General features: G+C 37.7%; 25 protein-coding genes, 1 tRNA gene and 1 riboswitch. Of the genes, 1 reads left to right on the forward strand and 25 read right to left on the reverse strand.

The window, feature by feature from the left end; genetic code table 11:
- Positions 1–229: 229 nt before the first annotated feature.
- From LG296_RS13055 to LG296_RS13110, 12 genes are all read right to left on the reverse strand, one after another.
- Positions 230–1,198 (reverse strand): tyrosine-type recombinase/integrase, encoded by a 969-nt coding sequence (locus tag LG296_RS13055; protein ID WP_404427043.1) that lies wholly within the window; start codon positions 1,196–1,198, stop codon positions 230–232.
- Between the two features lie 178 nt (positions 1,199–1,376).
- A tRNA-Arg gene (locus LG296_RS13060) sits at positions 1,377–1,450 on the reverse strand.
- 123 nt (positions 1,451–1,573) lie between these two features.
- Positions 1,574–2,080 (reverse strand): metallophosphoesterase, encoded by a 507-nt coding sequence (locus LG296_RS13065; RefSeq protein ID WP_404427044.1) that lies wholly within the window; start codon positions 2,078–2,080, stop codon positions 1,574–1,576.
- A gap of 289 nt (positions 2,081–2,369) precedes the next feature.
- Positions 2,370–2,963: an XTP/dITP diphosphatase gene (locus LG296_RS13070; protein WP_404427045.1), complete on the reverse strand. Its 594-nt coding sequence runs from the start codon at positions 2,961–2,963 to the stop codon at positions 2,370–2,372.
- A complete protein-coding gene (gene rph / locus LG296_RS13075; protein ID WP_404427046.1) occupies positions 2,963–3,721 on the reverse strand; it encodes a ribonuclease PH in 759 nt (252 codons plus the stop codon). The genes LG296_RS13070 and rph overlap by 1 nt, the downstream gene beginning before the upstream one ends.
- Before the next feature lie 227 nt (positions 3,722–3,948).
- A complete protein-coding gene (gene racE / locus LG296_RS13080) occupies positions 3,949–4,743 on the reverse strand; it encodes a glutamate racemase (RefSeq protein WP_107934125.1) in 795 nt (264 codons plus the stop codon).
- A gap of 16 nt (positions 4,744–4,759) precedes the next feature.
- Positions 4,760–5,203, reverse strand: coding sequence for a MarR family transcriptional regulator (locus LG296_RS13085; protein ID WP_107934127.1), 444 nt, complete (start codon positions 5,201–5,203; stop codon positions 4,760–4,762).
- Between the two features lie 145 nt (positions 5,204–5,348).
- Positions 5,349–5,570 carry a LuxR C-terminal-related transcriptional regulator gene (locus LG296_RS13090; RefSeq protein ID WP_036198757.1) on the reverse strand — a complete coding sequence of 74 codons (222 nt, stop codon included), beginning with the start codon at positions 5,568–5,570 and terminating at the stop codon, positions 5,349–5,351.
- 72 nt (positions 5,571–5,642) lie between these two features.
- Positions 5,643–6,086, reverse strand: coding sequence for a thioesterase family protein (locus LG296_RS13095; RefSeq protein ID WP_107934129.1), 444 nt, complete (start codon positions 6,084–6,086; stop codon positions 5,643–5,645).
- Between the two features lie 406 nt (positions 6,087–6,492).
- A complete protein-coding gene (sdhB, locus tag LG296_RS13100; protein ID WP_107934131.1) occupies positions 6,493–7,272 on the reverse strand; it encodes a succinate dehydrogenase iron-sulfur subunit in 780 nt (259 codons plus the stop codon).
- A 21-nt stretch (positions 7,273–7,293) separates the two neighbouring features.
- Positions 7,294–9,039: a succinate dehydrogenase flavoprotein subunit gene (sdhA, locus tag LG296_RS13105; RefSeq protein WP_107934133.1), complete on the reverse strand. Its 1,746-nt coding sequence runs from the start codon at positions 9,037–9,039 to the stop codon at positions 7,294–7,296.
- A 58-nt stretch (positions 9,040–9,097) separates the two neighbouring features.
- Positions 9,098–9,712, reverse strand: coding sequence for a succinate dehydrogenase cytochrome b558 subunit (locus LG296_RS13110; RefSeq protein WP_107934135.1), 615 nt, complete (start codon positions 9,710–9,712; stop codon positions 9,098–9,100).
- A gap of 272 nt (positions 9,713–9,984) precedes the next feature.
- On the opposite strand from LG296_RS13110, the gene LG296_RS13115 reads away from it, so the two are divergent.
- Complete coding sequence (locus tag LG296_RS13115; protein ID WP_107934137.1) at positions 9,985–10,401, forward strand: YslB family protein; 417 nt, start codon at positions 9,985–9,987, stop codon at positions 10,399–10,401.
- A 119-nt stretch (positions 10,402–10,520) separates the two neighbouring features.
- Here the strand turns inward: LG296_RS13115 and LG296_RS13120 are convergent, their stop codons facing one another.
- From LG296_RS13120 to zapA, 13 genes are all read right to left on the reverse strand, one after another.
- Positions 10,521–11,744, reverse strand: coding sequence for an aspartate kinase (locus LG296_RS13120; protein WP_404427047.1), 1,224 nt, complete (start codon positions 11,742–11,744; stop codon positions 10,521–10,523).
- A 156-nt stretch (positions 11,745–11,900) separates the two neighbouring features.
- Positions 11,901–12,086, reverse strand: a riboswitch (Lysine riboswitch).
- Between the two features lie 28 nt (positions 12,087–12,114).
- Positions 12,115–13,905: an excinuclease ABC subunit UvrC gene (gene uvrC, locus LG296_RS13125; protein ID WP_107934141.1), complete on the reverse strand. Its 1,791-nt coding sequence runs from the start codon at positions 13,903–13,905 to the stop codon at positions 12,115–12,117.
- A gap of 163 nt (positions 13,906–14,068) precedes the next feature.
- The gene (gene trxA, locus LG296_RS13130; protein WP_268968839.1) at positions 14,069–14,422 is read right to left on the reverse strand and encodes a thioredoxin; all 354 of its coding nucleotides are present in this window, start codon (positions 14,420–14,422) and stop codon (positions 14,069–14,071) included.
- Positions 14,423–14,619: 197 nt separating this feature from the next.
- Positions 14,620–15,597, reverse strand: coding sequence for an electron transfer flavoprotein subunit alpha/FixB family protein (locus LG296_RS13135; RefSeq protein ID WP_107934143.1), 978 nt, complete (start codon positions 15,595–15,597; stop codon positions 14,620–14,622).
- 30 nt (positions 15,598–15,627) lie between these two features.
- Entirely contained in the window at positions 15,628–16,401 is a 774-nt protein-coding gene (locus LG296_RS13140) for an electron transfer flavoprotein subunit beta/FixA family protein (protein WP_107934145.1), read from the reverse strand.
- A gap of 78 nt (positions 16,402–16,479) precedes the next feature.
- Complete coding sequence (locus LG296_RS13145; protein ID WP_107934147.1) at positions 16,480–17,253, reverse strand: enoyl-CoA hydratase; 774 nt, start codon at positions 17,251–17,253, stop codon at positions 16,480–16,482.
- A gap of 173 nt (positions 17,254–17,426) precedes the next feature.
- On the reverse strand, positions 17,427–18,008 hold the full coding sequence (locus tag LG296_RS13150) for a TetR/AcrR family transcriptional regulator (protein WP_107934149.1): 582 nt from the start codon (positions 18,006–18,008) through the stop codon (positions 17,427–17,429).
- A 177-nt stretch (positions 18,009–18,185) separates the two neighbouring features.
- A complete protein-coding gene (locus tag LG296_RS13155; protein WP_107934151.1) occupies positions 18,186–19,880 on the reverse strand; it encodes a long-chain-fatty-acid--CoA ligase in 1,695 nt (564 codons plus the stop codon).
- A gap of 579 nt (positions 19,881–20,459) precedes the next feature.
- The gene (locus LG296_RS13160) at positions 20,460–20,873 is read right to left on the reverse strand and encodes a DUF350 domain-containing protein (protein ID WP_107934153.1); all 414 of its coding nucleotides are present in this window, start codon (positions 20,871–20,873) and stop codon (positions 20,460–20,462) included.
- Positions 20,874–20,983: 110 nt separating this feature from the next.
- The gene (locus LG296_RS13165; RefSeq protein WP_107934155.1) at positions 20,984–23,350 is read right to left on the reverse strand and encodes an endonuclease MutS2; all 2,367 of its coding nucleotides are present in this window, start codon (positions 23,348–23,350) and stop codon (positions 20,984–20,986) included.
- Between the two features lie 40 nt (positions 23,351–23,390).
- A complete protein-coding gene (gene polX, locus LG296_RS13170; protein WP_107934157.1) occupies positions 23,391–25,100 on the reverse strand; it encodes a DNA polymerase/3'-5' exonuclease PolX in 1,710 nt (569 codons plus the stop codon).
- 158 nt (positions 25,101–25,258) lie between these two features.
- The gene (locus tag LG296_RS13175) at positions 25,259–25,801 is read right to left on the reverse strand and encodes a CvpA family protein (protein WP_107934159.1); all 543 of its coding nucleotides are present in this window, start codon (positions 25,799–25,801) and stop codon (positions 25,259–25,261) included.
- Positions 25,802–25,806: 5 nt separating this feature from the next.
- Entirely contained in the window at positions 25,807–26,067 is a 261-nt protein-coding gene (gene zapA / locus LG296_RS13180) for a cell division protein ZapA (RefSeq protein ID WP_036198739.1), read from the reverse strand.
- Positions 26,068–26,329 lie beyond the last annotated feature (262 nt).

The following is a 26,329-nucleotide window of genomic DNA, read 5'->3' on the forward strand; positions in this document are numbered from 1 at the left end:
TTAGATTGTCATTTTTTTATTTCTTTATGCATGGTAAATGAATAAAGTTCAACATGGAAGGTCAAAATAAGAAGTTTACTAATAACTAAATATTGCTTATAGATTTTTCTCTTTTGATTTTTATACAAAAAAAAAGCGAGATTATCTCGCTTCAAAAAGCCATCCATTTTCATTTTTATATACTTCTTTTTTTCTTAGTAATAGCTAAATAATGTTTTGATTTATTTTTTTATAAGTAATCCCTTAAATCTTTTGCCACTTCTTCAACATCCAAATCGAGGTACTGCGTTGTAACTGCTAAATCGCTATGTCCTAGTGCTTTTGATATTAGTGCTACACTCGCTCCCTTCTTCAATAAATTCTTTGCATACGCTCTTCTAATAGCATGTGGGCTTATATTTTGTAAACCGTAATTTTTACTATACTTGGTTAGTTGCTTTGAGATTGCATTGTTAGGTGATTTTGTATTTAATGTTGTTCCTTTAAATGAAATAAATACATTATCATTTTGTTCCTTATAATGTTCACGTATTTTATTATTGTAATGAATCAACACTCTTAATAATTGTAACAACTGGTCATCAATCGGTAATTTTAAAAATTTATGATTTTTCATTATTGATCCATCTAGCTTTAATGACTTTTCATGGAAATCAATATGTTTTTCTTGTAATTTTCCCAATGTATTAATACGTATGCCAGTTTTATACATTGTTAAAATTGCGGTTGCATCTCGTAAGCCGATAAATGTTTTTAAATCGAGTAATGAAAGTAATAATTCAATATCACTTTCTTTTGCTCCCTTTTTTACGTACTTATCTACTTTTATTTGAACTGTCATCCAAAATTTCTTATCGTACCATCCATTGTTAAAACATTTTCCTAAAAAGGATTTTAATGCTTTTAGGCGGGTTAATTTCGTTTGATTTGAAACATTCATTTGTTGTAACCAATTGTAAATAGTATCTACGTTTAGTTCTTGTAAATAAACAACATCCATAGTCTTTTGAAAATCATTCACAATCTTATTGTAGTCGTTTATCGTTCGTTCTCTGTAACCACTTGAATGCATCTGTTTTGAAATGATTTCTAAAGCATCTGTAATTGCGCGGGAAGTAGGAACAGTATCACCTACTTGCGTTTTTTTTAAAAATTTCGTATCAATTTCAATATCAAATAATCCTAATTTTTTCGTCATAGAAAAATCCTCCAATAGCTTAAATAATGGAAGACAAGATACAGAATTAGTTGTAATTTAAAACAAGGGAGAAAAATAGGTGATTTTTACCCTAGACCGAATCCCCGACCGTCGCTTACCTCTTGATAAAACAAAAGAGAACCCTTGATACACAAGAGTTCTCTAAGCATTAATATGACGTCCCAGGAGGGATTCGAACCCCCGACCGTACGCTTAGAAGGCGTATGCTCTATCCGGCTGAGCTACTGAGACATTTGACAATCAAGTTAGTTAATAACCTGAAAGACAATTATTATTATAGCCATTAAAAATTTAAAAGTCAACGGTATTTATAAAAAATATTTGATTTCCTTATAAATTTTTCCGTTTATAGAATTACTCGGTTAATTCATAAGCATTTGTAAAAATTACTTCACCTTTATCAGTATATGCTGTAACAATCCATTTATGATTGACCCATTCCACTAATGCATAGCTTTTTTCAGCAAGTACACGGGGTTTCAGGAGACTGCCTGGATTCACAAATAGTATGTTGTCCACTAGCTCTGCTCCCAATACATGTGAATGGCCGAAAAAGCTGACATTCGCCTGTAATTCTTTTGAGCGATAAAGTAAATTCATGATTGTCGATTTTACATTTAGCAAATGGCCATGTGCAACAAATATTTTCTTTCCTTCCACTTCAAATAACTCTTCTTCCGGAAATCGATCATCAACGTCACAATTTCCGCGTACTTTGCACACACCATCTAAATAAGGATGGTCAAAGGCAAGCTCACTGTCACCACAATGGATAATGGCGTCAAGATATTCAATCGATTCACGAACACGTTTTATTACCTCTGCATCTCCATGGGTATCACTCATCACTAATAGCTTCATTCACTGCACCTCCAAATTTTAAAGGAGTCCAGTTACTTCGGAAAATTAGATTTTCCAAAGCTTCTGGACTGATTAAAATAAATTTTATTGGACACAAATTTGATTTTATTGGACACTTTACGTGGTTTATTGGGCACTTTTCTAGATTTATTGGACAGTTCACGATTTACCGGACACTTTCTCAAATTTACCAGACACTTTTCTAAAGTAACCGGACACAATCCCAGCTTTACCGGACATTTCGATAAAACCGCTTCCCCAACATCCCACTAGTACACCAACAACAAACCTACTTCATCAAATTAGTCAGCTCTTCGCCAAGCTTGCGAATTGCGTTACCACGGTGCGAGATTGCGCCTTTTTCTTCTGGTGTTAGCTCGGCCATTGCACGGTTTAGCTGTGGAACATAGAAGATTGGATCATAGCCAAATCCATTTGTGCCGCGTTTTCCCTCTAGAATCACTCCTTCACATGTACCGAACACCGTATGAGTCTCGATTTCTGGGCCAGCGATGGCTAAAGCGCAGCAAAAGCGTGCAGTTCGTTCTGCTTCAGGTACACCATCCAATTTCTCTAAAACTTTTACGATGTTTGCTTCATCATCATGGTCGCCAGCATATCGAGCAGAATACACGCCTGGTTCGCCTCCTAGGGCGTCTACAGCTAGTCCACTATCATCTGCTATGACAAGTTTGTTAAGGGCACGAGAAAGGGTTTCAGCCTTTAGAATGGCATTCTCTTCAAAGGTCTTGCCTGTCTCCTCAATTTCCATGTCAGGTGCCACATCGAACATAGTTATGACTTCGTAGCCTAGTGGAGAAAATAGTGCCTCGAAATCCTTTGCTTTACCTTTATTTTTCGTAGCGATAACGACTTGTTTCATTACGCTTCCTCCTTTGCATCCCTTACTAAAGCGGCTGCTTCACCAAGTGCAGTTTTTTGAATCTCGATTAATTCACGGATTCCATTTTCGCCTAAGTCCAATAATTCGTTTAGTTCACTGCGTGAAAAAGTTGCTTCTTCACCCGTTCCTTGGATTTCAACGAAACGGCCACTTCCCGTCATTACAAGATTCATGTCAACTGCAGCTGCAGAATCTTCAATGTAATTCAAGTCTAATACAGCACCGATTTCATTGACAAAGCCTACACTTGTTGCAGCTAAGTAATCGACAATAGGGAATTTTGCAAATGGTTTATTCTCGTGAATTTTCGCTAGTGCTTGAGTTAATGCAACGAATGCTCCTGTGATTGAAGCAGTACGTGTGCCCCCATCAGCCTGGATGACATCACAATCAATCCAAATTGTTTTTTCGCCTAGTGCTTCTAAATCGACAATTGCACGTAATGCACGACCGATTAGGCGTTGAATTTCCATTGTACGACCGTTAATTTTTCCACGAGAGGCATCGCGTTGTGTACGTTCTGCTGTTGCTCTTGGCAGCATAGAATATTCAGCGGTAATCCACCCTTTACCTTGGCCGCGTAAGAAGCCCGGTACGCGATCATCTACTGTAGCTGTACAAATGACCTTCGTATCTCCCACTTGAATCAGTACAGAGCCTTCTGGATGCATTAAATAATTCGTTTCTATTTTTACTGGTCTTAGTTGTTCGACCGCTCGTCCATCATGTCTTGTCATATATATCCTCCTAGTTGTTTCGCGCTACCCATCTTACCATAATTTATCACTCTTTTCGAGTCGTGTACCTGGTCCTCGAACAATTCTGAATATTCTAGGGACCAGGTACACAAACAATTCTCACACAATTCACAAAAAAACTCGAAAGCAGGGGATCCTGCTTTCGAGTTATGTTTAGTTTGCATATCAAATTTGAATTGTAAAAGAGATATTACCAATGAATGAGGTTACAATTTTATTCGTCGGATATCTAGTTTTTCGGATTCCAACCAATTGTTAGCAATTAATTGAAAAATTGGTACTGAGCCTGTTGTATAGAATACATGGTGCGGCTTATCTTTTGAAGTTGAAAGCTTCTGGTTATATTCTAGTAGGTCTTTTACTTCTTTAGCCGTTTCCTCTGCTGATGAAAGGACTGCTACATGTGGTCCTACAACTTTTTCGATATAGTGCTGGATGATTGGATAGTGGGTACATCCTAATATAACTGTATCAAACTTTTTGTCGGCTAGCGGCTTTAACCCTTTTGCTACTAAGTCGAATGCAAACTGTCCCTCATATTCGCCACTTTCTACAAGTGGTACAAATGTTGGACACGCAAGAGGAATTATTTTCGCTTTCGTACTTAAAGAAAGTAGAGCATTTTCATATGCTCCACTTTTTATAGTGCCTTCAGTTGCAAGTACGACAATCTCATTACGTTTTGTTTTTTTCTCTGCAGCGCGTGCACCTGCATTAATAACACCGACAACCGGAATTGACAGATGCTTCTGCAGGCTCTCTAACGCTACAGCTGTTGCTGTATTACATGCGACGACGAGCATTTTGATATTCATTTTTTCTAATGCTTTAGCCATTTGCCATGTAAAATGTAAAACTTCGCGTCTGTTACGCGGTCCATATGGACATCTTGCTGTATCACCAATATAGTAAATTGTTTCATTTGGTAATAACTTCATCATTTGTTTTGCAACCGTTAAGCCGCCAACGCCAGAATCAATAACGCCTATCGGGGCATTCACTAAAACCGCCTCTATCCTATTGCATTTGTTGATGTAGTTTGTGCAGTAGTTTTGATAGGTTATTTACTTCATCCTCATCAAATTCTAATAACACATCGTGTAAGTAATTCTGTCTTTTTTCGATTACTTCTTCGATTATTCTTGCGCCCTCTTGAAGTAAATGAATGTGTACAACTCGGCGGTCTTGCTCGTCACGAATACGCACTACTAATTCATTTTTTTCCATACGATCAACTAAATCAGTTGTCGTACTAAAAGCCAAATACATTTTATTCGATAATTCACCAATTGTCATATCGCCTTTTTCATGTAACCATTGAAGCGCTATGAATTGGGGAGGTGTTATCGTATAATTACTTAAAATTTCTCTACCCTTTTGTTTAATCAAATGTGAAATAAACCGAAGTTCTTTTTCTAAAAACGCTACAGTTTCTTGGCTGTGCATTTCGTCCTTCCTCATAATAGTGCAGTCACACTCCTCAAGAATCAATTCAGTCTATAGCGACTTTGAAGTCCGTGTATACTACTCGGAACAAAATTTATATGCTAGACATTAATATCTAACTCTATTTTGAAGTGTTTTAGACGAAATAGCAAGCATCCAATTAGTGTAATGATAATTCTTCTAGCCTCAGCAATTCTATTAATGCTTGTGATCTACTGGATACGCCCAGCTTTTGAATCGTGTTTGAAATATGATTACGCACCGTTTTCTCGCTAATGCCCAACTTCTGCGAAATGTCCTTAGTTGAATAATCTAAGATAAGTAACTGGAAAATTTCCCGTTCTCGTTTCGTCAAAAGTGAACGATGCTGCGGGCTATTCATAAGGCAACACCCTCCTATCTCCTCTTCTATGTAAAGTATGTCAAGAGTTGAAAGGCTGTGAGGGCATTTTCACTATTTCTCCTGTAATATTAATTTTTCTTTTTCATCCCATGGAATGGCTTTACCTGAAGACTTGTCGATTTGAACAATCGTGCCTCTGCCGATAAAACAAGGTTCGTCTTTTTCGTTTCTCGCTAGATAATGAATGTCGATGGAAGAGTTACCAATTCGTGCTGCCTTTACATAGATTCGTAGAGTTTCATCAAAATAAACTTGTTTTAAATAATCACACTGCAAATCTGCTACAACTGGAATTTTCGTCATCTCTGTTGAGGACCAATCCATGAAACCAAGCTGTTTTAAATATTCAATACGTGCATATTCAAAGTATGCAAAAGGTATCGTATTGTTCAAATGACCATACATATCGGTTTCTGAAAATCGGACTGTAACCTCTACGAAAAACTTAAACTCCTCCTGCCATTTTTGCAGATCAGTAATATAACTTGCCTTCATACTAAAAACCCCTTCCCCTTTTTCTCCCTATTCCCCTTATTCAAAGTGACTTCGCAGTATTGTTCACTAACAAAACAACGAAAATGAATAGTGGTTCATTTAATTATAGCAAATATAACAAGGTTGGATAAAGGAGATTGTCTTACTAATTTAGTCTGTAATGGAAATGATATCCTCAAAAATTGGTATAGGGTTCACAAACAAAATCGTTAAGCTATCCATTTATGCTTTATCTTGCGAATAGGAATCATTTTAGAAGAAGTGTTTTAAGGGTCTGAAGATTTTTATATCGCCCTATCATATGCAGCACAACGTAAAAAGGGTATCTAAAAGTCACAAATATGACTTAGATACCCTTTTCTTATATAGGAAGAAACTAATACTTGTTAATTAAACTAATAATATATTAGTCAACCATATGGTCTGAACCGAAGAAGTTACGGAACATTTGTACAGTTGTTTCACGGTTAAGTGCTGCAATTGATGTTGTTAATGGAATACCTTTTGGACATGCAGCTACACAGTTTTGTGAGTTACCGCAGTTTGCAAGGCCACCATCTCCCATAATTTCTGCAAGACGTTCATCTTTATTCATAGCACCTGTTGGGTGAGTATTAAATAAACGTACTTGTGATAATGGAGCTGGTCCGATAAATGACGCACCTTCAGATACGTTTGGACATGCTTCCATACAAACACCACAAGTCATACATTTTGATAATTCGTAAGCCCATTGACGTTTACGTTCCGGCATACGAGGACCTTCACCTAAATCATAGCTTCCGTCGATTGGCACCCAAGCTTTAACTTTTTTAAGTGCGTTGAACATACGGCTACGGTCAACTTGTAAGTCACGTACTACAGGGAAAGTTTTCATAGGCTCTAAACGAATAGGTTGCTCTAATTGGTCAATTAGAGTAGAACACGATTGACGTGGACGACCATTAATAACCATAGAACAAGCTCCACATACCTCTTCAAGACAGTTCATATCCCAAGTTACTGGTGACGTATTTTTCCCGTCAGAAGTAACAGGGTTTTGTTGAATTGCCATTAAGGCAGAGATCACGTTCATACCAGGACGATAAGGCACTTCGAATTTTTCCCAACGAGTTGCGCCACCTTCAGTATCTTGACGAAGGATTTCCATTTTAACAGTTCTTCCAGTTTCTACTGGTGTTGTCATGATTAATGACCTCCCTTAAGTTTATGAAGAATAGTCACGTTTACGTGGCGGAATTAGGGAAACATCTACTTCTGCATAAGAAATTTCAGGTTCACCAGTTTGTGGATTGAACTTCGCCATTGTTGTTTTTAAGAAGTTCTCATCATCACGTTCTGGGAAGTCTGGCTTGTAGTGCGCTCCACGAGATTCGTTACGTAAAAGTGCGCCTTTAGTAATTACACGAGCAAGGTATAACATGTTTTTCAACTGACGAGTAAAGTGGGCACCTTGGTTACTCCATTTTTGCGTGTCGTTGATGTTGATGTTTTCCCAACGTTGTAGTAATTCTGTAAGTTTGTTGTAAGTTGCTTCAAGACGATCATTGTAACGTACTACTGTTACGTTATCAGTCATTAATTCACCCAGTTCTTTGTGAATTAAGTATGCGTTTTCAGTTCCGTTCAAGTTAATGATTGCATCCCATTTTTCTTGTTCTTCCTGGATGCGAGCATCGAAGATAGATTGTGGAAGATCTTCCGCACGTTTCTTTAAGCCTTTAACATATTTCACAGCGTTTGGTCCAGCTACGCTACCACCATAAATCGCTGAAAGTAATGAGTTTGCTCCAAGACGGTTTGCACCATGTTGTGAATAATCACATTCACCAGCAGCAAATAGGCCTGGAATTTCAGTCATTTGATCGTAATCTACCCATAAACCACCCATTGAGTAGTGAACTGCTGGGAAGATTTTCATTGGTAATTTACGTGGGTCATCCCCTACGAATTTTTCGTAGATTTCGATGATACCACCAAGTTTTACATCTAACTCATGTGGATCTTTGTGAGAAAGATCTAGGTATACAACGTTTTCTCCGTTAACACCTAATTTTTGGTTTACACATACGTCGAAGATTTCACGTGTCGCGATATCACGAGGTACTAAGTTACCGTAAGCTGGGTATTTTTCTTCTAAGAAGTACCAAGGCTTACCGTCTTTGTAAGTCCAAATACGACCACCTTCACCACGTGCAGATTCTGACATTAGACGGTTTTTGTCGTCTCCAGGAATCGCTGTTGGGTGAATTTGGATCATTTCACCGTTTGCATAAGTTGCACCTTGTTGGTAAACAATTGATGCTGCAGAACCAGTGTTAATAATTGAGTTTGTAGATTTACCAAAGATGATACCAGGACCACCTGTTGCCATAATTACAGCGTCAGAGCGGAATGATTGGATTTCTTCAGTTTTCATATCTTGAGCTACGATACCGCGGCAATGTCCTTCATCATCAAGAACAGCTCCAAGGAATTCCCAGTGCTCGTATTTCGTAACTAAGCCATCTACTTCATAACGACGAACCTGCTCGTCCAATGCATAAAGTAATTGTTGACCAGTAGTTGCACCAGAGAATGCAGTACGGTGCATTAATGTACCGCCGAAACGACGGAAGTCAATAAGACCTTCTGGTGTACGGTTGAACATAACACCCATACGGTCGAATAAGTGGATGATACCAGGGGCAGCATCACACATTGCTTTTACAGGTGGTTGGTTTGCTAAGAAATCTCCACCATAAACAGTATCATCAAAGTGGATCCATGGAGAATCCCCTTCACCTTTTGTATTTACAGCTCCATTAATTCCGCCCTGTGCACATACAGAGTGTGAACGTTTTACGGGAACTAATGAGAATAATTCAACTTCAGCGCCTTCTTCGGCAGCTTTCATCGTAGCCATTAAACCGGCTAAACCGCCACCTACGACGATGATTTTGCTTTTCGCCATGATTACTCTTCACTCCTCTTAATTTGCTATAACCTGTTTGGATATACTAGTAATGTAATTATACGAATGCTAGGATTGCAGCAATACCAACGATACTTAATAGAACGAAGAAGATCATTGTTACGTAAGTTGCAACTTTTTGTGCGCTTGCTGATTGTGTAATACCCCAGCTCACTAGGAATGACCATAAACCGTTTGCTAAGTGGAATGTTGCAGATAAGATACCTACAATATAGAATGCTAACATTGCTGGATTGCTAACAATTTCTGCCATCATATCGAATTCAACTTCTGCACCAAGTGCTTTTTGAATACGTGTTTGGAAAATGTGCCAAGCAATGAAAATTACAAGGAATACTCCTGTAAAACGTTGTAATACGAACATCCAGTTACGGAATGTACCAAAGCGTTTTACGTTTGGTGTAGCAGTGAATGCAATATACAGACCATATAATCCGTGGAATAAAATCGGTATGTAAATTACAATCCATTCAACAATTAACAATAGCCAATGTGGAACTAAATCCATCATTCCAACTGAATTATTGTAAGTGTCTTCACCACCAGTAGCAGTAAAGTTCAGTGATAAGTGGAACACTAAGAACAGACCTACAGGAATTACACCTAGCAGTGAATGTAAGCGTCTCCAGTAAAACTCATGATTTTTTGACAAGACTATTACCCCCCTCAGTACTTTTAAATACGCATGACAATATCGTCACCATTTTGTAAAGGATCCTTCATTGACTGTGTATTTCATAATGGTACAATATTATGACATGTCCATTGTACTCTCAAGTAGTACAAGCGTCAAGGTAGCTTCCGATTTTTTATACTTCCTTTTAAAGAATAATTATTCTAATTTAGGTGGAAACTTTCTAGTTATCTAAAATTTTTTGTTAATTTAAGCTTAAACAAGAAAAATAAGAAAGAGGTATTTTTAAAATGACATCAATGGAGAACAAAACTATCCCAGTATTTGGATATGATATTTTGCGGGACTACTTACTCCCAACAATCTTAGGAAAACATGAAAAAGATGTACTTTACTGGGCTGGTAAGGACTTAGCAAGAAAATTCCCCTGTATGGATATCCAGCTCATCATCTCGTTTTTCCAAGATGCAGGCTGGGGCATTTTAACTTTAACAGAGGAAGAAAAGGATGGCTATATTTTTCAACTTTCAAATGATGTCGATTTATTAAAAATTACAGAACGCTCTTTTAGGATTGAAGCGGGATTTATCGCCCAACAAATCCAATCCATAAATGGCTACTTAACTGAGTGCTATGACGAAAAAGATGAAAAACAACACCAAATCACCTTTACGGTAAAATGGGACCCAAAAGAGAAAATACAGTAAGGGAAAAATTGCTAATTTTTCAACTTCTACCCATTATTAATAAATACTTCTTCTATATAAATATAAAAGCCAATTCTTGTAAAATGAGTTCTCACAAGAATTGGCTTTTTACATCGTCACTATACTAGCGCTTCTTCTAGATTAAACTCATCGTGTAATACATTTGCAGCTCTTACCATTTCATCCTGTGGTACGACAACAGAAACTTTAATTTCCGAAGTACTAACCATTTTAACTAGGATTTTCTCTTTACATAATCGGTCAAACATTCGAGCAGCTACACCCGGATTCGAAACCATTCCCGCACCAACGATTGAAACCTTGGCTAATCCTACCTCAAAGTCGGCAAAGCTAAATCCTAGCACAGGCTTGTTCTTTTCCAATACTTTTAAAGCCTCTGCAAAGTCTTCTTTTGCAATTGAAAAAGAAACAGTTGGCTTCACCCCATCAATTACAGCCTGCACAATGATATCCACATCAATTTTATGTTCTGCAAGTGTAGTAAAGATATCAGAAAGAGACGATTGTTCATATGAATCATAACCGACTGTTAAGCGAATTATATCTGCTTCATATGCTACCCCACGAACAATTAAATTTTTCTCCATGTCAATCTCTCCCTTTATCAATGTACCTTCTTGGTTTCCTGTACTTGAGCGTACAAGTAATGGCATTTCAACTATTTTCGCAAGCTCCACTGCACGGGGGTGAATTGAATAGGAGCCAAGATTTGCAAGCTCTAGCAACTCATCATAAGTGATTTGCTTTAGCTTTCTTGCTTGGTTAACCACTGCAGAATCAGCAGTGTAAATTCCATCTTGAACCGTTAAGATTTCGACTTGTTCTGCATCAATTGCTGCTCCGATAGCGACAGCTGTTGTTTCTGTTCCTCCCTCACCCATCGATAGAATATCACGATTTCGATTAATTCCTTGCGAACCCGCAACAACTACAATTTCATCGTTGTTTAAGTGTTCTAGTATATACTCATGTTGGATACCATCTATCAAAACGTTTTGATTGGACTCAGTTACTTCAATCCCGGCTTGCCATCCATTTAGAGATTTCGCTTTTGCACCCTTCTTTTCTAAGGAAATTGCTAGTAAACTAATTGCCACCTGGCTATTTAAAGCATTGAGTGCATGGAGCTCTCTATCAGAAGGATTGTCCGATAAGATTTGGGAATATGGTAGCAGTCTATCCTCTAAAGTTTCTAGTGCTGGAACAACTGCAACGATTTGGTTGCCAGCGTTTTTTTGTTCTATTAAACTATCTGCAATTTGTTCAATTTTCTCTGGTGTTGCAAGAGAAGTACTATCAATTTTCACTACAATGCTTGGCATAAAACCACTCTCCTTTTCAAAGGCATTTTTCTTCAAGGTCAATAGTTTTTCTATTCAGATAATTCATTTCACTATTACCCGCTTTAGAATACAAAAAAGACAGTCTTCCACAAAGCGTGAAAAACTGTCTCAGCACAAACCTATCGTTACGGAACGTTCAGAGATAGCCCTCCAGAACCCTGTATTTGATTCTGACAATCTTGCATTTCTTCAATGCAAAACCAGCAAATAAATCTAGGCAATGGATTTATCACTTCGGCAAGGGACCCTTTCAACTTCTATCAACGGATTTGCCCATCCTCCAGAAAGTCTACTAATGCAGCTTGCACCTCTATCTTGTTATAACTATTAAATTAACATTATCATACAATTATTCTGTTGACAACGAATCTTTGTGGAAGTGATTATAGATGGCTGTTGCTGTTGCACTTGGAATTTGTGCCTTCATCAGCTCTTCTACAGATGACTCTTTAATTTTCTTAATAGAGCCAAAATGCTTTAGAAGCTGTTGCTTCCGTTTTGGTCCTACTCCTTCAATTTCGTCTAATACAGACTGAATCGCATGGGTTTGATGCTGCTGACGTAAAAATGTAATAGCGAAACGATGGACCTCATCTTGAATTCTTTGCAGTAAATAAAAGCCATCGCTTGTTCTTTTCATCTCGATTGGCACTGGAGGGTCACCATATAATAGCTGGGACGTATTATGCTTATTGTCCTTTGCAAGTCCTGCTATAGGTATGAATAAACCTAATTCATCCTCAATAACCTCTCGTGCGACCTCCATCTGACCTTTCCCACCATCGATAATGATTAGATCAGGTAATGGCAAGTCTTCTTTAAGAACTCGTGTATATCTGCGTCTAATAACCTCTTGCATGGCGCCATAATCATCATGCTTCGCCGTTTCACGCAATTTATATTTTCGATATTCTTTCTTCGCAGGCTTCCCATCTACAAAAACGACCATGGCTGAAACAGCATCTGTCCCATGCATATGACTGTTATCGAATGCTTCAATACGAAGGGGTGGGCTGATTTCCATAGCATCTCCCAGAGCTTCACATGCTCCAACGGTACGTTCCTCTTGACGTTCAATCAGCTGGAATTTTTCGCGGATACCAATTTGAGCATTTTTCATGGCCAAGTCGACAAGTTCCTTTTTTGAGCCACGTTTAGGAATTATTACCTTTACGTCGAGATACTTTTCCAGAAGGGCTTTGTCAATCTGAGAAGGAATGAAAATTTCCTTAGGCTTGATGTGCTCTGGAATATCATAAAATCGTCCGACAAATGTAAGAAACTCCTCTTCAGAATCTCTATAAATCGGGAAAATCGATACATCACGTTCGATTAACTTTCCTTGTCTGACAAAGAATACCTGAACACACATCCAACCTTTTTCAACAGCGTAACCAAACACATCACGGTTCGATAGATCTCCTGTTACCATTTTCTGTTTTTGCATCACTGTCTCAATATGGGTAATTTGATCTCTAAACTCTTTTGCCCGCTCAAATTCTAAATTCTCTGCTGCTTCAAGCATCTTCTTTTCAATATCTACTTTTACATCCTCGAATCCGCCATTTAAAAACCTGGAGATTTCCTCAATCATTTCATCGTAAATCTTTGGCTCAATGTCTTTTACACAGGGAGCTAAACACTGACCGAGATGGTAGTATAAGCAAACACGATCTGGAAGCCGTGCACACTTTCTTAATGGATATAACCGATCCAGGAGCTTGCGTGTTTCATTTGCTGCACCAGCATTAGGATAAGGACCGAAATACTTCGCCTTATCTTTTTTCACTTTTCGTGTTGTTAATATGCGCGGATATTTTTCATTCGTAATTTTGATATATGGGTAGGTCTTATCATCCGTCAGCATAATGTTGTATTTCGGGTCATGCAGCTTGATTAAATTCAGCTCTAAAATTAACGCCTCTAGGTCACTTGATGTAACTATATATTCAAAGTCTTCAATTTCACTTACTAATCGTTGTGTTTTGCCATCATGTGTTCCATTGAAGTAAGAGCGTACTCGGTTTTTAAGCACCTTTGCCTTACCTACATAAATAATCGTGCCCTGACGATCTTTCATTAAGTAACAGCCCGGTTCATCTGGTAATATGGCTAATTTATTTTGAATTGTATCATTCATCTATCTCACCCTTACGAGCTATTTTCTCTATTATATCGGATTTAAAGAGGTTTACGCGATTGTTTACTGTCCAATGTGACGATTTTGATTTTGCATTATCCACATTTAACAGGCTCCTAAACAAAAAACATCCCAAAAGCATGTAAGCTTTTGGGATACTCTATTATTGGTTTTCGTTAATGAATTCGATTAAAGCTTCTTTCGGCTGGAAACCAACTGTTTTTGCTTTAAGTTCGCCGTCTTTGAATAATAATAATGTTGGAATTGACATTACTTGATATTCAGCAGCAGTTGCTTGGTTGTTGTCTACATCTAATTTCGCGATTTTAACTTGGTCACCAATTTCAGAATCGATTTCTTCTAATACTGGAGCGATCATTTTACATGGTCCGCACCAAGTAGCCCAAAAATCTACTAATACAACGCCTGAAGCGATTTCTTCCGAAAAGTTTTGATCTGTTACATGTACAATTGCCATTTTAATAGCCTCCTTAAATCTAACATCTGAATGTAGTATATCACGATAGAAATTTTTGAGATAGTAAAGTGAACTGAAAATGACCCATAAAATTTACAATTCTTTTATAATCTTAACGAAAAAAATAGAAGGAGTTTGAAATTATTATGGGGAAATTCAGTTCTTGCAAGGTCGGATATATTTGAATACCAAAAAACCTCACCAATATTTTGGCAAGGTTTCAAGGTATCTATCCATTAAGAATTTACTTTTAACGCTTTAAACTCTTCAATAAGCATTGGAATTACTTCAAATAAATCGCCAACAATTCCATAGTCAGCTACTTTGAAGATATTTGCTTCTGGATCCTTGTTAATCGCAACGATTACTTTAGAATTCGACATACCAGCTAAATGCTGGATTGCTCCAGAAATTCCTGCTGCAATATATAGGTCAGGTGTTACAACTTTACCTGTTTGTCCGATTTGTAGTGAATAATCACAGTAATCAGCATCACATGCTCCACGTGAAGCACCTACAGCACCACCAAGTAGGTTGGCAAGTTCTTTTAAAGGCTCGAATCCTTCAGAAGATTTCACACCACGCCCACCAGCTACAACAACTTTCGCTTCCGATAAATCTACACCAGTAGTTGCTTTACGAACTACATCTTTAATGATTGTACGTAAATTTTGTACATCCACTGAGATAGAAGCCACATCACCAGTTAGGCTTGCATTTTTATCTAAAGGCTTAATGTTGTTCGGACGAATCGTCACAAATATTACACCGTCTTTAATTTTTACTTTTTCAAATGCTTTACCAGAATAAATCGGACGAACGAAAACTGCATCTTCTCCTGAGCCTTCAATTTCTGTAACATCTGAAATTAGACCAGATTTTAATTTTGAAGCTAATTTAGGAGATAAGTCTTTCCCTAAAGATGTATGACCAAATACAACACCCTCTGGTTTTTCTTGCTCATAAACCGCTAAGAATGCTTGGCTATAGCCATCTGATGTATATGCTTTTAAATGTGGATGCTCTACAGTTACCACTCGATCTGCACCATAAGTAATTAACTCGTTTGCTAGCTGCGTGACACTATCACCAAGTAATACACCTACAACCTCGCCACCATCAGCAATTTGCTTTGCTGCAGCTACTGCTTCAAATGAAACATTACGTAAAACACCATCACGAACTTCGCCTAATACTAATACTTTGTTTGCCATTTGAAATCCCTCCGTTACCGTCTTTTTTCTTTAGACTACTTTTGCCTCTGAATGAAGTAAGTTAACTAGTTCCTTCACTTGTTGTGAAAGCTCTCCTTCTAATACACGACCAGCTGCTTTTTGAGGTGGTAAGAAAATATCCACAATCTCGATTTTCACTTCTACATCGTCCTCATCAAGATCTAAATCATCTAGTTCAAGCTCTGCAAGCGGTTTCTTCTTCGCTTTCATAATCCCTGGAAGAGATGGATAGCGTGGTTCGTTTAACCCTTGTTGAGCTGTCACTAATAACGGTAAAGAAGTTTCGATAACCTCAGAATCCCCTTCGATATCACGAACAATCTTCACATTTGTACCATCAATCTCTAAATCAGTAATTGTTGTTACATAGTTAATACCTAGTAAGTCTGCAACACGTGGACCAACTTGACCAGTACCGCCATCAATTGCAACATTACCAGCTAAAATTAAATCTACCTCTTTATCTTTTAAATATTCTGCTAGAATAATAGCTGCAGAATATTGATCTAATTCATCTAAATCATCTTCTGTATTGATAAGTACTGCTTCGTCAGCACCCATTGCTAGAGCTGTTCTTAGCTGCTTCTCAGCATCTTCCCCACCGATTGTTACTACTGTTACTTTACCGCCTTTGGCATCACGCACTTGAATCGCTTCTTCAATTGCATACTCATCATAAGGATTAATGATAAATTCAGCACCATCTTCTTGAATCTTGCCATTTGCAATAACAATTTTTTCCTCAGTGTCAAATGTACGTTTAACTAATACAAAAATGTTCATATTACTAACCTCCCAATGCGATTATCAGATTGCTTGTACAATCTATGATTTATTTTGCTTTGCTATGAAACTAACAAATTACTTCCCTGTAAAGGTAGGCATACGTTTTTCAAGGAATGCTTGAATACCCTCTTTTGCATCCTGAGATTCAAAAACAGTACCAAAGCTATCTGCTTCTGCCTTAACTCCGTCATAATAGGCTGGATGCTTACCGAACTGCAGCATATCAATAGTTGCTTTTAAAGTAACTGGACTCTTTAAAGCTATCTTTTTAGCAATCTCCAAGGATTTTGCTAGAAGCTCCTCAGCCGGGAATGCACGAGTTGCAAGACCTGCTTGAACTGCTTCTGCTCCTGAAATTGGTTCGCTTGTAAAGAGCATTTCTGCTGCTTTTGCTACCCCTACATAACGAGGTAATCTTTGTGTTCCTGCAAAACCAGGAATCAGTCCTAGCTGAAGCTCAGGTAAGCCTAACTTCGCATCCTCTGAAACATAACGAATATGACAGGCCATCGCAAGCTCTAAGCCACCACCTAAAGCAGCTCCATGAATCGCAGCAATCACTGGTTTAGAGAACGTTTCTAATCGTTCAAAAACTTTTTGACCACTAGACGCTAATTTAGAGAATTCTTCACCTGATGAAACCTCGGTAAATTCTTTAATATCAGCACCAGCAGAGAAGAAGCGCCCTTCGCCGTGAAGAACTATCACACGAATTGCATCATCATTTTCGACTGTACTTAACATCTCATCTACTTCTAAGATTAAGCCACGTGATAATGCGTTTGCAGGAGGTCGTTGAATTGTTACAATTGCTACCCCTTCTTCAACTTTCCAACTTAGAAATTCCATTCTCCCACTCCCTTTAAAAAACTTACTTATCGTTAACCCCTAGTGATAAGTCTTATTCAGATATGAGAATTTTAAATTCTCGTACCTGAAAGGATATTGCCTCATAGAATCTATTCAAGAAGCGCAAGGCTTCGACAAAGCTTCAGCCTAAATATATGAAGTTTGAAGCTTTGTTAACCTTTTAAACCATTTAACAGCATATGCCTTACTTTCGGCGCCGTCTCTATTAAATCGTATCTGAACTCATTCATGACCCAGCTTGTGATCGTTTCATCAATTGTTCCAAATACCATTTGTCGAGCAATTCTTACATCCATAGTAGAATTAAACTCTCCTTTAAACATACCCTCGATTAGAATCTCGTCAAGCAGCTTCAAATACTCTTTTAAAATGGAGTTAATCTTCAACCTGAGATCTTTATTTGACTGCCTTAACTCTAATTGCGTCACTGTTGCAAGGTGGCGATCATTTGCTAAAACATTAAAATGGTTATCAATCATTTGTGATAATTTGTCAGTAGATGACTCACCGTTTTTAATGATTTCTTGTAGAGATTCTACGAAGACACCCATTTTTTCTTGAAAGACAGAAATCAAAATATCTTCTTTATTTTTGAAATATAAGTAGATTGTTCCGTCTGCAACACCTGCTTGCTTTGCAATTTTAGAAATTTGCGCTTGATGATAGCCGTTTTCTGCAATTGCAATTACAGCAGCATCGATTATTTGTTTATATTTGGGTTTATCTCGTTTCATGCTGTTCACCACCGTTAAAAACTTGGCTTATTGTTTTTCGAGTCTCAATAAGCCTTCACCTGTATTTTCGACTAGACAAAATAATTTTGCCTAAAAAAAATACGAAAATATGAATGATGATTCATTCATATTTTCATATTATAATTTAATAAAGATTCTGTCAATCATTGTACTAAATTATTTTGCTTGTAACTCAGCATTTTTTTGTTTTTCTTCTTCAATTAATGTACGCCTTAAAATTTTCCCTACTGCGGTCTTCGGCAATTCTTTGCGGAACTCGTAATGACGTGGCACTTTGTAGGATGCCAGGTTTTCACGACAGTATTTGTTTAATTCTTCTTCTGTCACTGTTTTTCCTTCACGTACCACAACATAAGCCTTAACAGTTTCTCCGCGATACGGATCAGGTATACCTGCAACTACACATTCCAAAATTGCTTCATGCTCATAAAGCACTTCCTCGACTTCCCTTGGGTAAATATTAAAGCCTCCAGCAATAATCATATCCTTCTTGCGATCAACTACATAAAAATAGCCTTTATCGTCCATATAGCCTAAATCACCTGTTAAAAACCAACCATCCACAAATGTCATAGCCGTCTCCTCTGGACGATTCCAGTAGCCTTTCATAACTTGTGGACCCTTCACAGCAATTTCTCCTACCTCACCTGGCGGTAAAAGCTCTCCCTCTGACGATTTGATAATAGCAGCCTCCGTATCTGGCCAAGGTACACCGATTGAACCAGTAATACGATTTTCCCAAATAAAATTAGCATGTGTTACTGGAGATGTCTCTGTTAGCCCATATCCCTCAACTAATTTCCCACCTGTAACTGCTTCGAATTTTTGCTGTACATCCACTGGTAAAGGCGAGGAACCACTTAAACACGCTTTAATAGATGACAAATCATAGTTCCCTATATCAGGATGATTTAACAACCCAATGTACATTGTCGGTGCCCCTGGGAAAAGTGTAGGCTTCTGTTTTTCAATCGTTTTCAGAACCTGCACTACATCAAATTTAGGCAGTAAAACCATTTTAAACCCTTGCATAACTGATAAAAGCAGTACCGTTGTCATTCCATATACATGGAAAAATGGCAATACACCTAAAAGGATTTCCTCTCCATCTTTACATTGGTACATCCATGCATCACACATTTTGGTATTAGCAATTAAATTTTTATGCGTCAGCATTACACCCTTTGGAGATCCAGTTGTGCCTCCTGTATATTGTAAAAGTGCGATTTCCTCTGCGATATCGAACTCCTCTAGCTGAATAGGTGTTTGCTCGCTAGTACGCAAAATTTCAGTAAATAAATGCGTTAGTCCCTTATGCTCTACCTTTACACTAAATCCATATTGTTTTTTCTGGATAAATGGATACACAAGGTTTTTAGGGAAGGGTAAATAATCCTTTATTCCTGTAATGATAACGTTTTCAATTTTTGTGTCCTTTAATACTTTTGTAATGCGTGGATATAGAATATCCATAGCTAAAATAACTTTTACGCCTGCATCGGTCATTTGATATTGAAGCTCACGTTCAGTATAAAGTGGATTTGTTTGAACGACGATACCACCAGCATATAAGGTACCATAGTAGGCAATAACAGATTGCGGACAGTTCGGCAGCATAATAGCCACTCGATCGCCCTTTTCAACACCTAAACGCCTCAAATAGTTCGCAAATTTTAATGAAGATTCATAGAGTTCCTTGTACGTTACATCTTTCCCCATGAAATGTATCGCAACCTTACTAGGATAATTCTCATACGCCCTAGTTAAAAAGCTTTGGACTGGAACATTCTCGTAAGTCATGCTGTGTGGTATTTCTTGAGGGTACTGGGAAAGCCAAACCTTGTCAGTCATTAACAACTCCCCTTCGTTCAATGTTTTAAATATTCTTACAATTATTATAATGCAAAAGGAAAGGTCTTTCAAACTATTTTTATAAAACTTTCGATTTTTAGCTAGAAAATTCTATTTTATTCTATTTATGTGCAATATTTAATAGATTCATATTTCCCATATAATTTGTTGATTCTTAAGTAGGAGGGGGAACAGATTTACGGTTGAGGTAGAAGGTGATGTCATAGTTTTCCTTTTAAGGGGCTAATTAGGATAGTGTTCGACTAGGTTATGTCTTATTTCACTTATTCTCCTCAAAACGAGCTCTATTTTTTCAAATAACCGAAAAATCTCCGCTTATTTTCACTACAATAGCCCCCCTTTTATCGCGAACCCCAATGCTCATTGACAAATACCAGTATCCCACTTCCCTTGCTTTATCCACTCACAGCCAAACTAATAAAAAAGACAAGTAGACCTCGAGCATCTACTTGCCTTTCAAAAAAATCTTATAGAGTTGTTAAATAATAGATTCCTACGAGTACAAATAATATACAAACTACGATTAATACTTTCGCTAATTTTTCCATATCTATGCTCCTACAATATACTTGCACCGATTACAAAGGAGAGTCCGAGTGAAATTGTGAAGGAAATAAAACCGACTGAACGATTTTCGTTTTCAATTTCTTCGTCTACTTTAAAACGAGGTGTTAAAAATTCAAATAATAGGTAAGCAAAGATTAACAAAGTAAATCCAAATAAGCCCCACCCAATCATTTCTAGCAAAGTAGAGTGTCGTTCAATAGAGTATCTGAAAATATTACATATACCTAGAATTTTACCGCCTGTTGCAAGGGCTACAGCAACATTCCCCTTCTTTATCTCTTCCCAGTTTTTATACTTTGTTACAAGCTCGAATATTACCATCGAAACGATTAAACAAAGCACCACTACACTAAAGTAACCGGCTGTTTCGACTAAAGGATGTTGCCAAAACTTCGAATCTAGCAATAAAGTCAACTCCTTTTTCACCTATCTAATGTGAATAGCAAATTTCTTTTGAGATTTTACCCGAGTATACTCGGGTAAAATTCATTTTCTCAGGATTCATCTGTACTGTTTTATTTTAACTCCACTACAGTTACACCAAACCCACCTTCTCCAGCCTCACCGTATCGGAATGACTTCACACGCTTATGACCCTTTAAAAAGCTTTGGATCCCTTGTCTTAGTGCACCCGTTCCTTTACCATGAATGATTGAAACACGGGGATAGTTTGCTAAAAGTGCATCATCGATATATTTTTCGGTTCTTAATATCGCTTCTTCATATCGTTCACCGCGTAAATCTAATTCTAGTTTAACATGACCACCGCGATTTTTCACATTTGTCATGACAACTGTCTGCTTTTCTTTTTCAGGCTTTAAATACTGTAAATCTGATTCTTCAAGCTTCATTTTCAGAATACCGATTTGAACGACCCATTCAGTATCTGATACTTTTTCTACTAGCGTTCCTTTTTGACCGTAGCTCAGGGCTTTTACCTCGTCCCCAAGCTTTAAGTTTTGAGCTCGTTCTCGAATTTGCGCTTGTTTTTTAAGTACCTGATTTTCCTGCGGCGCTGCGGCATCTAATTTTTTCTTTGCTTCAATTAACTCATGCTCTTTTACAACCTTGCTTGCATTTGCTCGCATTTCACGGAGCTCCGCTATTACCTTTTCAGATTCTTCCTTCGCTTCATCCACAATTTTACGCGCTTTTTCTTTTGCTTTTTTCTCTAAAGCTTCCTTTTTCTCGTCATAGGTTCTTAATCGTTCCTCTAGCTGCTCATGTAATTGCTGAGCTTCTTCTAATAATGCATGAGCTTCGTCTGCTTCACGTTCAGAACGACGTCGACTTTCCTCTAATGAGGCTATCATAGATTCGACTTCATGGCGGTCAGAGCCTGTGAAGCTACGTGCTTGCTGAATTATTGATTCCTTTAAGCCAAGACGTTTTGAAATTTCAAAGGCATTTGAGCGACCTGGCACACCAATTAGTAAACGATAGGTTGGGCTCAATGTCTCGATATCAAATTCCACACTTGCATTGACCACTCCTGGACGATTATAGCCATATGCTTTTAGTTCGGGATAGTGAGTAGTTGCCATTACTCGTGCCCCACGCCCAACTACTTCATCTAGAATAGAGATTGCTAGTGCTGCTCCCTCTTGAGGATCTGTACCTGCTCCTAATTCATCAAATAAAACAAGCGAACGAGCATCAAATTTACCTAATATATCAACAATATTGACCATATGAGAAGAGAAGGTCGATAACGATTGCTCGATAGATTGCTCGTCCCCGATATCTGCAAATAATTGATTAAACACTGCTAGCTCAGAACCGTCTAACGCTGGTACTGGTAACCCTGCTTGTGCCATTAACGTACATAGACCCACCGTTTTTAAGGTTACAGTTTTACCACCAGTATTTGGACCAGTAATTACGATTGCTGTGACATCTTGCCCTAATTCTATTGTGTTTGGAACTGCTTCTTCAATTGAAATTAGTGGATGTCTCGCTCGAACTAAACGGATATAGCCTTCTTCATTCATTTTTGGCTTTGTGCATTTGTTAGCTTGACCATATTTACCTTTTGCCAGGATGACATCGATGTCACCTAAAATTTGAACAAGGACAAATAAATCGTGGGCAACCTCCTGCACTCTCACCGATAACTCCAATAAGATTCGTTCGATTTCAGCTTTTTCCTTCACCTTTAAACGCTGTATTTCATTATTTGCTTGTACAACTGATTCTGGCTCTATGAATAATGTTTGTCCTGATGAGGATTGGTCATGGACAATCCCACCGTAATGACCTCGGTATTCTTGCTTAACAGGAATAACAAATCGTTCATTACGAATAGTTACGATTGCATCAGAAAGCATTTTTGTGGCATTAGAACCACGAGTAAAGCTTTCTAATTTTTGCCTTACCTTCGCCTCCTCTGCACGAAGAGATTGTCGTATTGAACGCAATGTGGTACTTGCAGAGTCTAATACTGCTCCATTATCATCAATACAATCATTGATTTCATGCTGTAATGCCGTTAAAATAGGCATTTGCTCTTTTCTTTCAACAAAATGAGGAATTGTAATTGTGTCTTCCTGTTCAATATCCTCGATGAAATTTCGAAGGATTCTACTTGCACGAATGGTACTGGCAATCTCCATTAACTCCATCGAGCTCAACATGCCACCAATCTGTGCACGCTTCGATTGAGGGCGTACATCGAAAATACCACCCATTGGTACATTTCCTTTTACACGCAAAATGGAAAGACCCTCATCCATTTCTTCTAACAGCTCCACCACTGTTTTAAAATCAGTTTCAGGAATTAGTTGCCCGATTGCACTTTGTCCTAATGAAGAGGTACAGTATTTTGCAACCTGTTCTCGTACTTTGTCGTATTCTAATGTCCTTAATGCGCGTTCAGCAATCACTCCCGAACACCTCCTAGCTCTTATAATTCGTACAATTCAATTATTTATTTTTCATGATAAAGGCTTCAAATTGCTCTAATGACCATGTATTAACGATTAAATCTTTTTTCAGCCATGCTTTTTGAGCATATTTTGTGCCGATTTCCATTACATCTAGCTGCTCGATAGCATGGGCATCTGTATTAATGGCAATCGGAACATTAAGCTCCATCGCCATCACTAAATGCTCGATACGAAGATCTAGTCGGTACGGGCTAGCATTCAGTTCGAGGATTTTTCCTGATTCTGCTGCCCATTGAATCAATTGTGGTATATCTGGATTATAACCTTCACGCTGTCCAATAATTCGACCGGTTGGATGTGCTATCATGTGCACATATGGATTTTGCATGGCTGTTTTAAGTCTTTCCATAATTATCTCTTGCGATTGTGAAAAGCTTGAGTGAATCGATGCAATAACAAAATCTAGACCTTTTAAAACCTCGTCCTCAAAGTCTAACGAACCATCGGGCAAAATATCCATCTCTGTTCCAGCAAACAGTCGAAACTCTGGATGCGCTTCATTAAAATCATATATTTCAAGACGTTGTTTAGCTAATCTTTCAGGTGTAAGTCCATTTGCCACTTTTAAATATTGTGAATGGTCCGTAATTACTCCATGTGTATAGCCGCGCTTGATTAACGCTTCTCCCATTTCTCTTACTGTATGAGCTCCATCAGACCAAGTCGTATGCATATGCAAATCCGAAACAATTTGCTCTAAGGTAACAAGACCATTTATTTCGTCTAAACGCTCTAATTCCTTCCCTGACTCACGTACAGTCGGTGGAATAAATGGTAGATCAAAATGGGCAAAGAATGCTTCTTCAGAGTCAAAGGTCATGATGGAACCATCTGGTTGTTCGACCCCATATTCACTTATTTTCTTCCCCTGCTCCTTCGCCAATTGTCGCATACGAACATTATGATCCTTTGAGCCAGTAAAGTGATGAAGAGCTGTTGCGTATTCTTTTAGCGTAACTAAACGGAAATCTACACTTACAGGATCTTCTGCCTCCAAAATAACTGACACCTTTGTATCTCCTGCTGCAACAACTTCCTTCACGGTAAGGTCCTTAAGTAATCGATCCTTAACAAGCTCAGGCTGTTCTGTTGCCACAATAAAATCTACATCCTTACTCATTTCACTAACTCGGCGGAAGCTTCCTGCCACAGAAAACTTTTGAATTTCTTCTATCGAATTCAATAATTCATTAATTTCTGCTACAATTTCTTGCAGGTACCAAATAGGTAACTTCTCGCTACGTTCTCCGAAATGCTCAAGCTCTTTTAAAATTTTCTCTTCTGATTTTGGTCCGAAACCTGCTAGCTTTTGAATTTTTTGGGATTCACAGGCTTCCTTTAAGCTTTCTGCACTATCTACACCTAGCTCACTATAAAGCTTTGCTAATTTCTTACCGCCTAAACCAGGCAGCTTTAATAATGGAATTAACCCCTTTGGTACGGCTTCCTCTAGCTCTTTTAGTTGAGTAGAGCTACCCGTTTCAATCAGCTCATGAATAACGGTTGCCGTTCCTTTTCCAATCCCTTTAAGCTTTGTAATATCTTCTATTTCATTTAAACTACGTTCGTCTAATTCAAGGGCATTGGCTGCTTTACGAAAAGCCGAGACTTTAAACGGATTTTCACCTTGAAGCTCTAGTAATAAGGCAATTTTCTCTAGTGTTTTAATGACAATTTTTTTATTCATGATTTACCCCCTATAAGAAATCTGGATTGTTCAAAAATAATTTATCAAAGGCGCACTTTCCTTTGTTCGTGGAAAAAGGAAATGCCCCAAAAAGTCGCTTTTGGGACATTTCCTTCATATCGATTATCTACGACTGACGATAATCTTAGCTCATATGTCTAGTGCTCTTTATAGATATACCACCAGTCTTGAACCATGTCTGTAAAGAATGGAGTATGCTCTAACATGAGCTTTGCAATGATGGAACCATCCATTAAATTTTGTAGGGATCCTATTGGAAGCAATGCTAACACATACATGCCAATAAATACTATCAAATAGAATTCCACAAAACAGAGGACAGCACCTAATAGTCGGTTGACTGAATTTAAAATTGGTAAATACGTTAAAAAATCAAAAATGGAGCCAAGAATTTGTAAAGCAATTTTTACTGCAAAGAAAATTACAGCAAAGGCTATAATACGGTAAAATGTTTGGTCAACATTTAACTGATCAAGAACAAGCATCATAGATAAATCATCTGTAACTCCTGGATATGGAATCCATAAAACAAACTTTTCCGCAAGCGGCTTATAGTAGACAAACGCTACAAAAAGTGCAACAAAATAGCTGACAAGATGAATGGCCTGAACAATAAAGCCACGTTTAAGTCCTATTAGTATACTAGCAGCAAATATAATAAGTAATATAATATCTAGCATTCACTTCAACCCTTTAATTTTTTCAATTCTTCTTCAAGCTTTTCAACTTGTTCTTTTAATTTTAGTAATTCATGTACGGTATTGACAGCTGTTAAAACGGCAAGCTTGGAACTATCTAATGAAGGATTATGTACACGTATTTCTCGCATTTTATCATCTACTATAGAAGCAACTAATCTCATATGTCCAGTAGACTCGGTCCCAACCATTTTATAGGAATGACCATAAATTTCTACTGATATTCGATTTTTTTCTTGGTCAGCCATGCAATACCTCCTAAAACTTAGCAAAACAGTGTAATCCTTAAAAACTACCATCCAACTCTCAAATCAATTGAAACTTATAGATTTGAGTAATTTCTGCTTCATTAGAATACATTAATAAAATTTATAATACATATCATACCATCTTTAGTTTATACAGCACAACTACATTAAGGTTACAAAACCAATACTATCAAGACTTTTGGTCACGTACCTAGTCTTTAGCTTTGTAAATAAATGTTTATTAACGCAGCTATTCACCCTC

Origin of the sequence: Ureibacillus chungkukjangi (assembly GCF_044795995.1) — a bacterium.
GTDB classification, from domain to species: Bacteria; Bacillota; Bacilli; order Bacillales_A; family Planococcaceae; genus Ureibacillus; species Ureibacillus chungkukjangi.

Coding starts and splice junctions, on each gene's coding strand:
- LG296_RS13120 (WP_404427047.1), bottom strand. CDS start 11,744: ATGCCAAGCATTGTAGTGAAAATTGATAGTACTTCTCTTGCAACACCA.
- LG296_RS13155 (WP_107934151.1), bottom strand. CDS start 19,880: ATGACTGACAAGGTTTGGCTTTCCCAGTACCCTCAAGAAATACCACAC.
- LG296_RS13135 (WP_107934143.1), bottom strand. CDS start 15,597: ATGGCAAACAAAGTATTAGTATTAGGCGAAGTTCGTGATGGTGTTTTA.
- polX (WP_107934157.1), bottom strand. CDS start 25,100: ATGAATAAAAAAATTGTCATTAAAACACTAGAGAAAATTGCCTTATTA.
- LG296_RS13070 (WP_404427045.1), bottom strand. CDS start 2,963: ATGAAACAAGTCGTTATCGCTACGAAAAATAAAGGTAAAGCAAAGGAT.
- LG296_RS13150 (WP_107934149.1), bottom strand. CDS start 18,008: ATGAAACGAGATAAACCCAAATATAAACAAATAATCGATGCTGCTGTA.
- LG296_RS13145 (WP_107934147.1), bottom strand. CDS start 17,253: ATGGAATTTCTAAGTTGGAAAGTTGAAGAAGGGGTAGCAATTGTAACA.
- sdhA (WP_107934133.1), bottom strand. CDS start 9,039: ATGGCGAAAAGCAAAATCATCGTCGTAGGTGGCGGTTTAGCCGGTTTA.
- zapA (WP_036198739.1), bottom strand. CDS start 26,067: ATGGCTGACCAAGAAAAAAATCGAATATCAGTAGAAATTTATGGTCAT.
- LG296_RS13090 (WP_036198757.1), bottom strand. CDS start 5,570: ATGAATAGCCCGCAGCATCGTTCACTTTTGACGAAACGAGAACGGGAA.
- rph (WP_404427046.1), bottom strand. CDS start 3,721: ATGACAAGACATGATGGACGAGCGGTCGAACAACTAAGACCAGTAAAA.
- LG296_RS13085 (WP_107934127.1), bottom strand. CDS start 5,203: ATGAGGAAGGACGAAATGCACAGCCAAGAAACTGTAGCGTTTTTAGAA.
- LG296_RS13095 (WP_107934129.1), bottom strand. CDS start 6,086: ATGAAGGCAAGTTATATTACTGATCTGCAAAAATGGCAGGAGGAGTTT.
- LG296_RS13115 (WP_107934137.1), top strand. CDS start 9,985: ATGACATCAATGGAGAACAAAACTATCCCAGTATTTGGATATGATATT.
- LG296_RS13140 (WP_107934145.1), bottom strand. CDS start 16,401: ATGAACATTTTTGTATTAGTTAAACGTACATTTGACACTGAGGAAAAA.
- LG296_RS13175 (WP_107934159.1), bottom strand. CDS start 25,801: ATGCTAGATATTATATTACTTATTATATTTGCTGCTAGTATACTAATA.
- sdhB (WP_107934131.1), bottom strand. CDS start 7,272: ATGACAACACCAGTAGAAACTGGAAGAACTGTTAAAATGGAAATCCTT.
- LG296_RS13065 (WP_404427044.1), bottom strand. CDS start 2,080: ATGAAGCTATTAGTGATGAGTGATACCCATGGAGATGCAGAGGTAATA.
- LG296_RS13055 (WP_404427043.1), bottom strand. CDS start 1,198: ATGACGAAAAAATTAGGATTATTTGATATTGAAATTGATACGAAATTT.
- uvrC (WP_107934141.1), bottom strand. CDS start 13,905: ATGAATGATACAATTCAAAATAAATTAGCCATATTACCAGATGAACCG.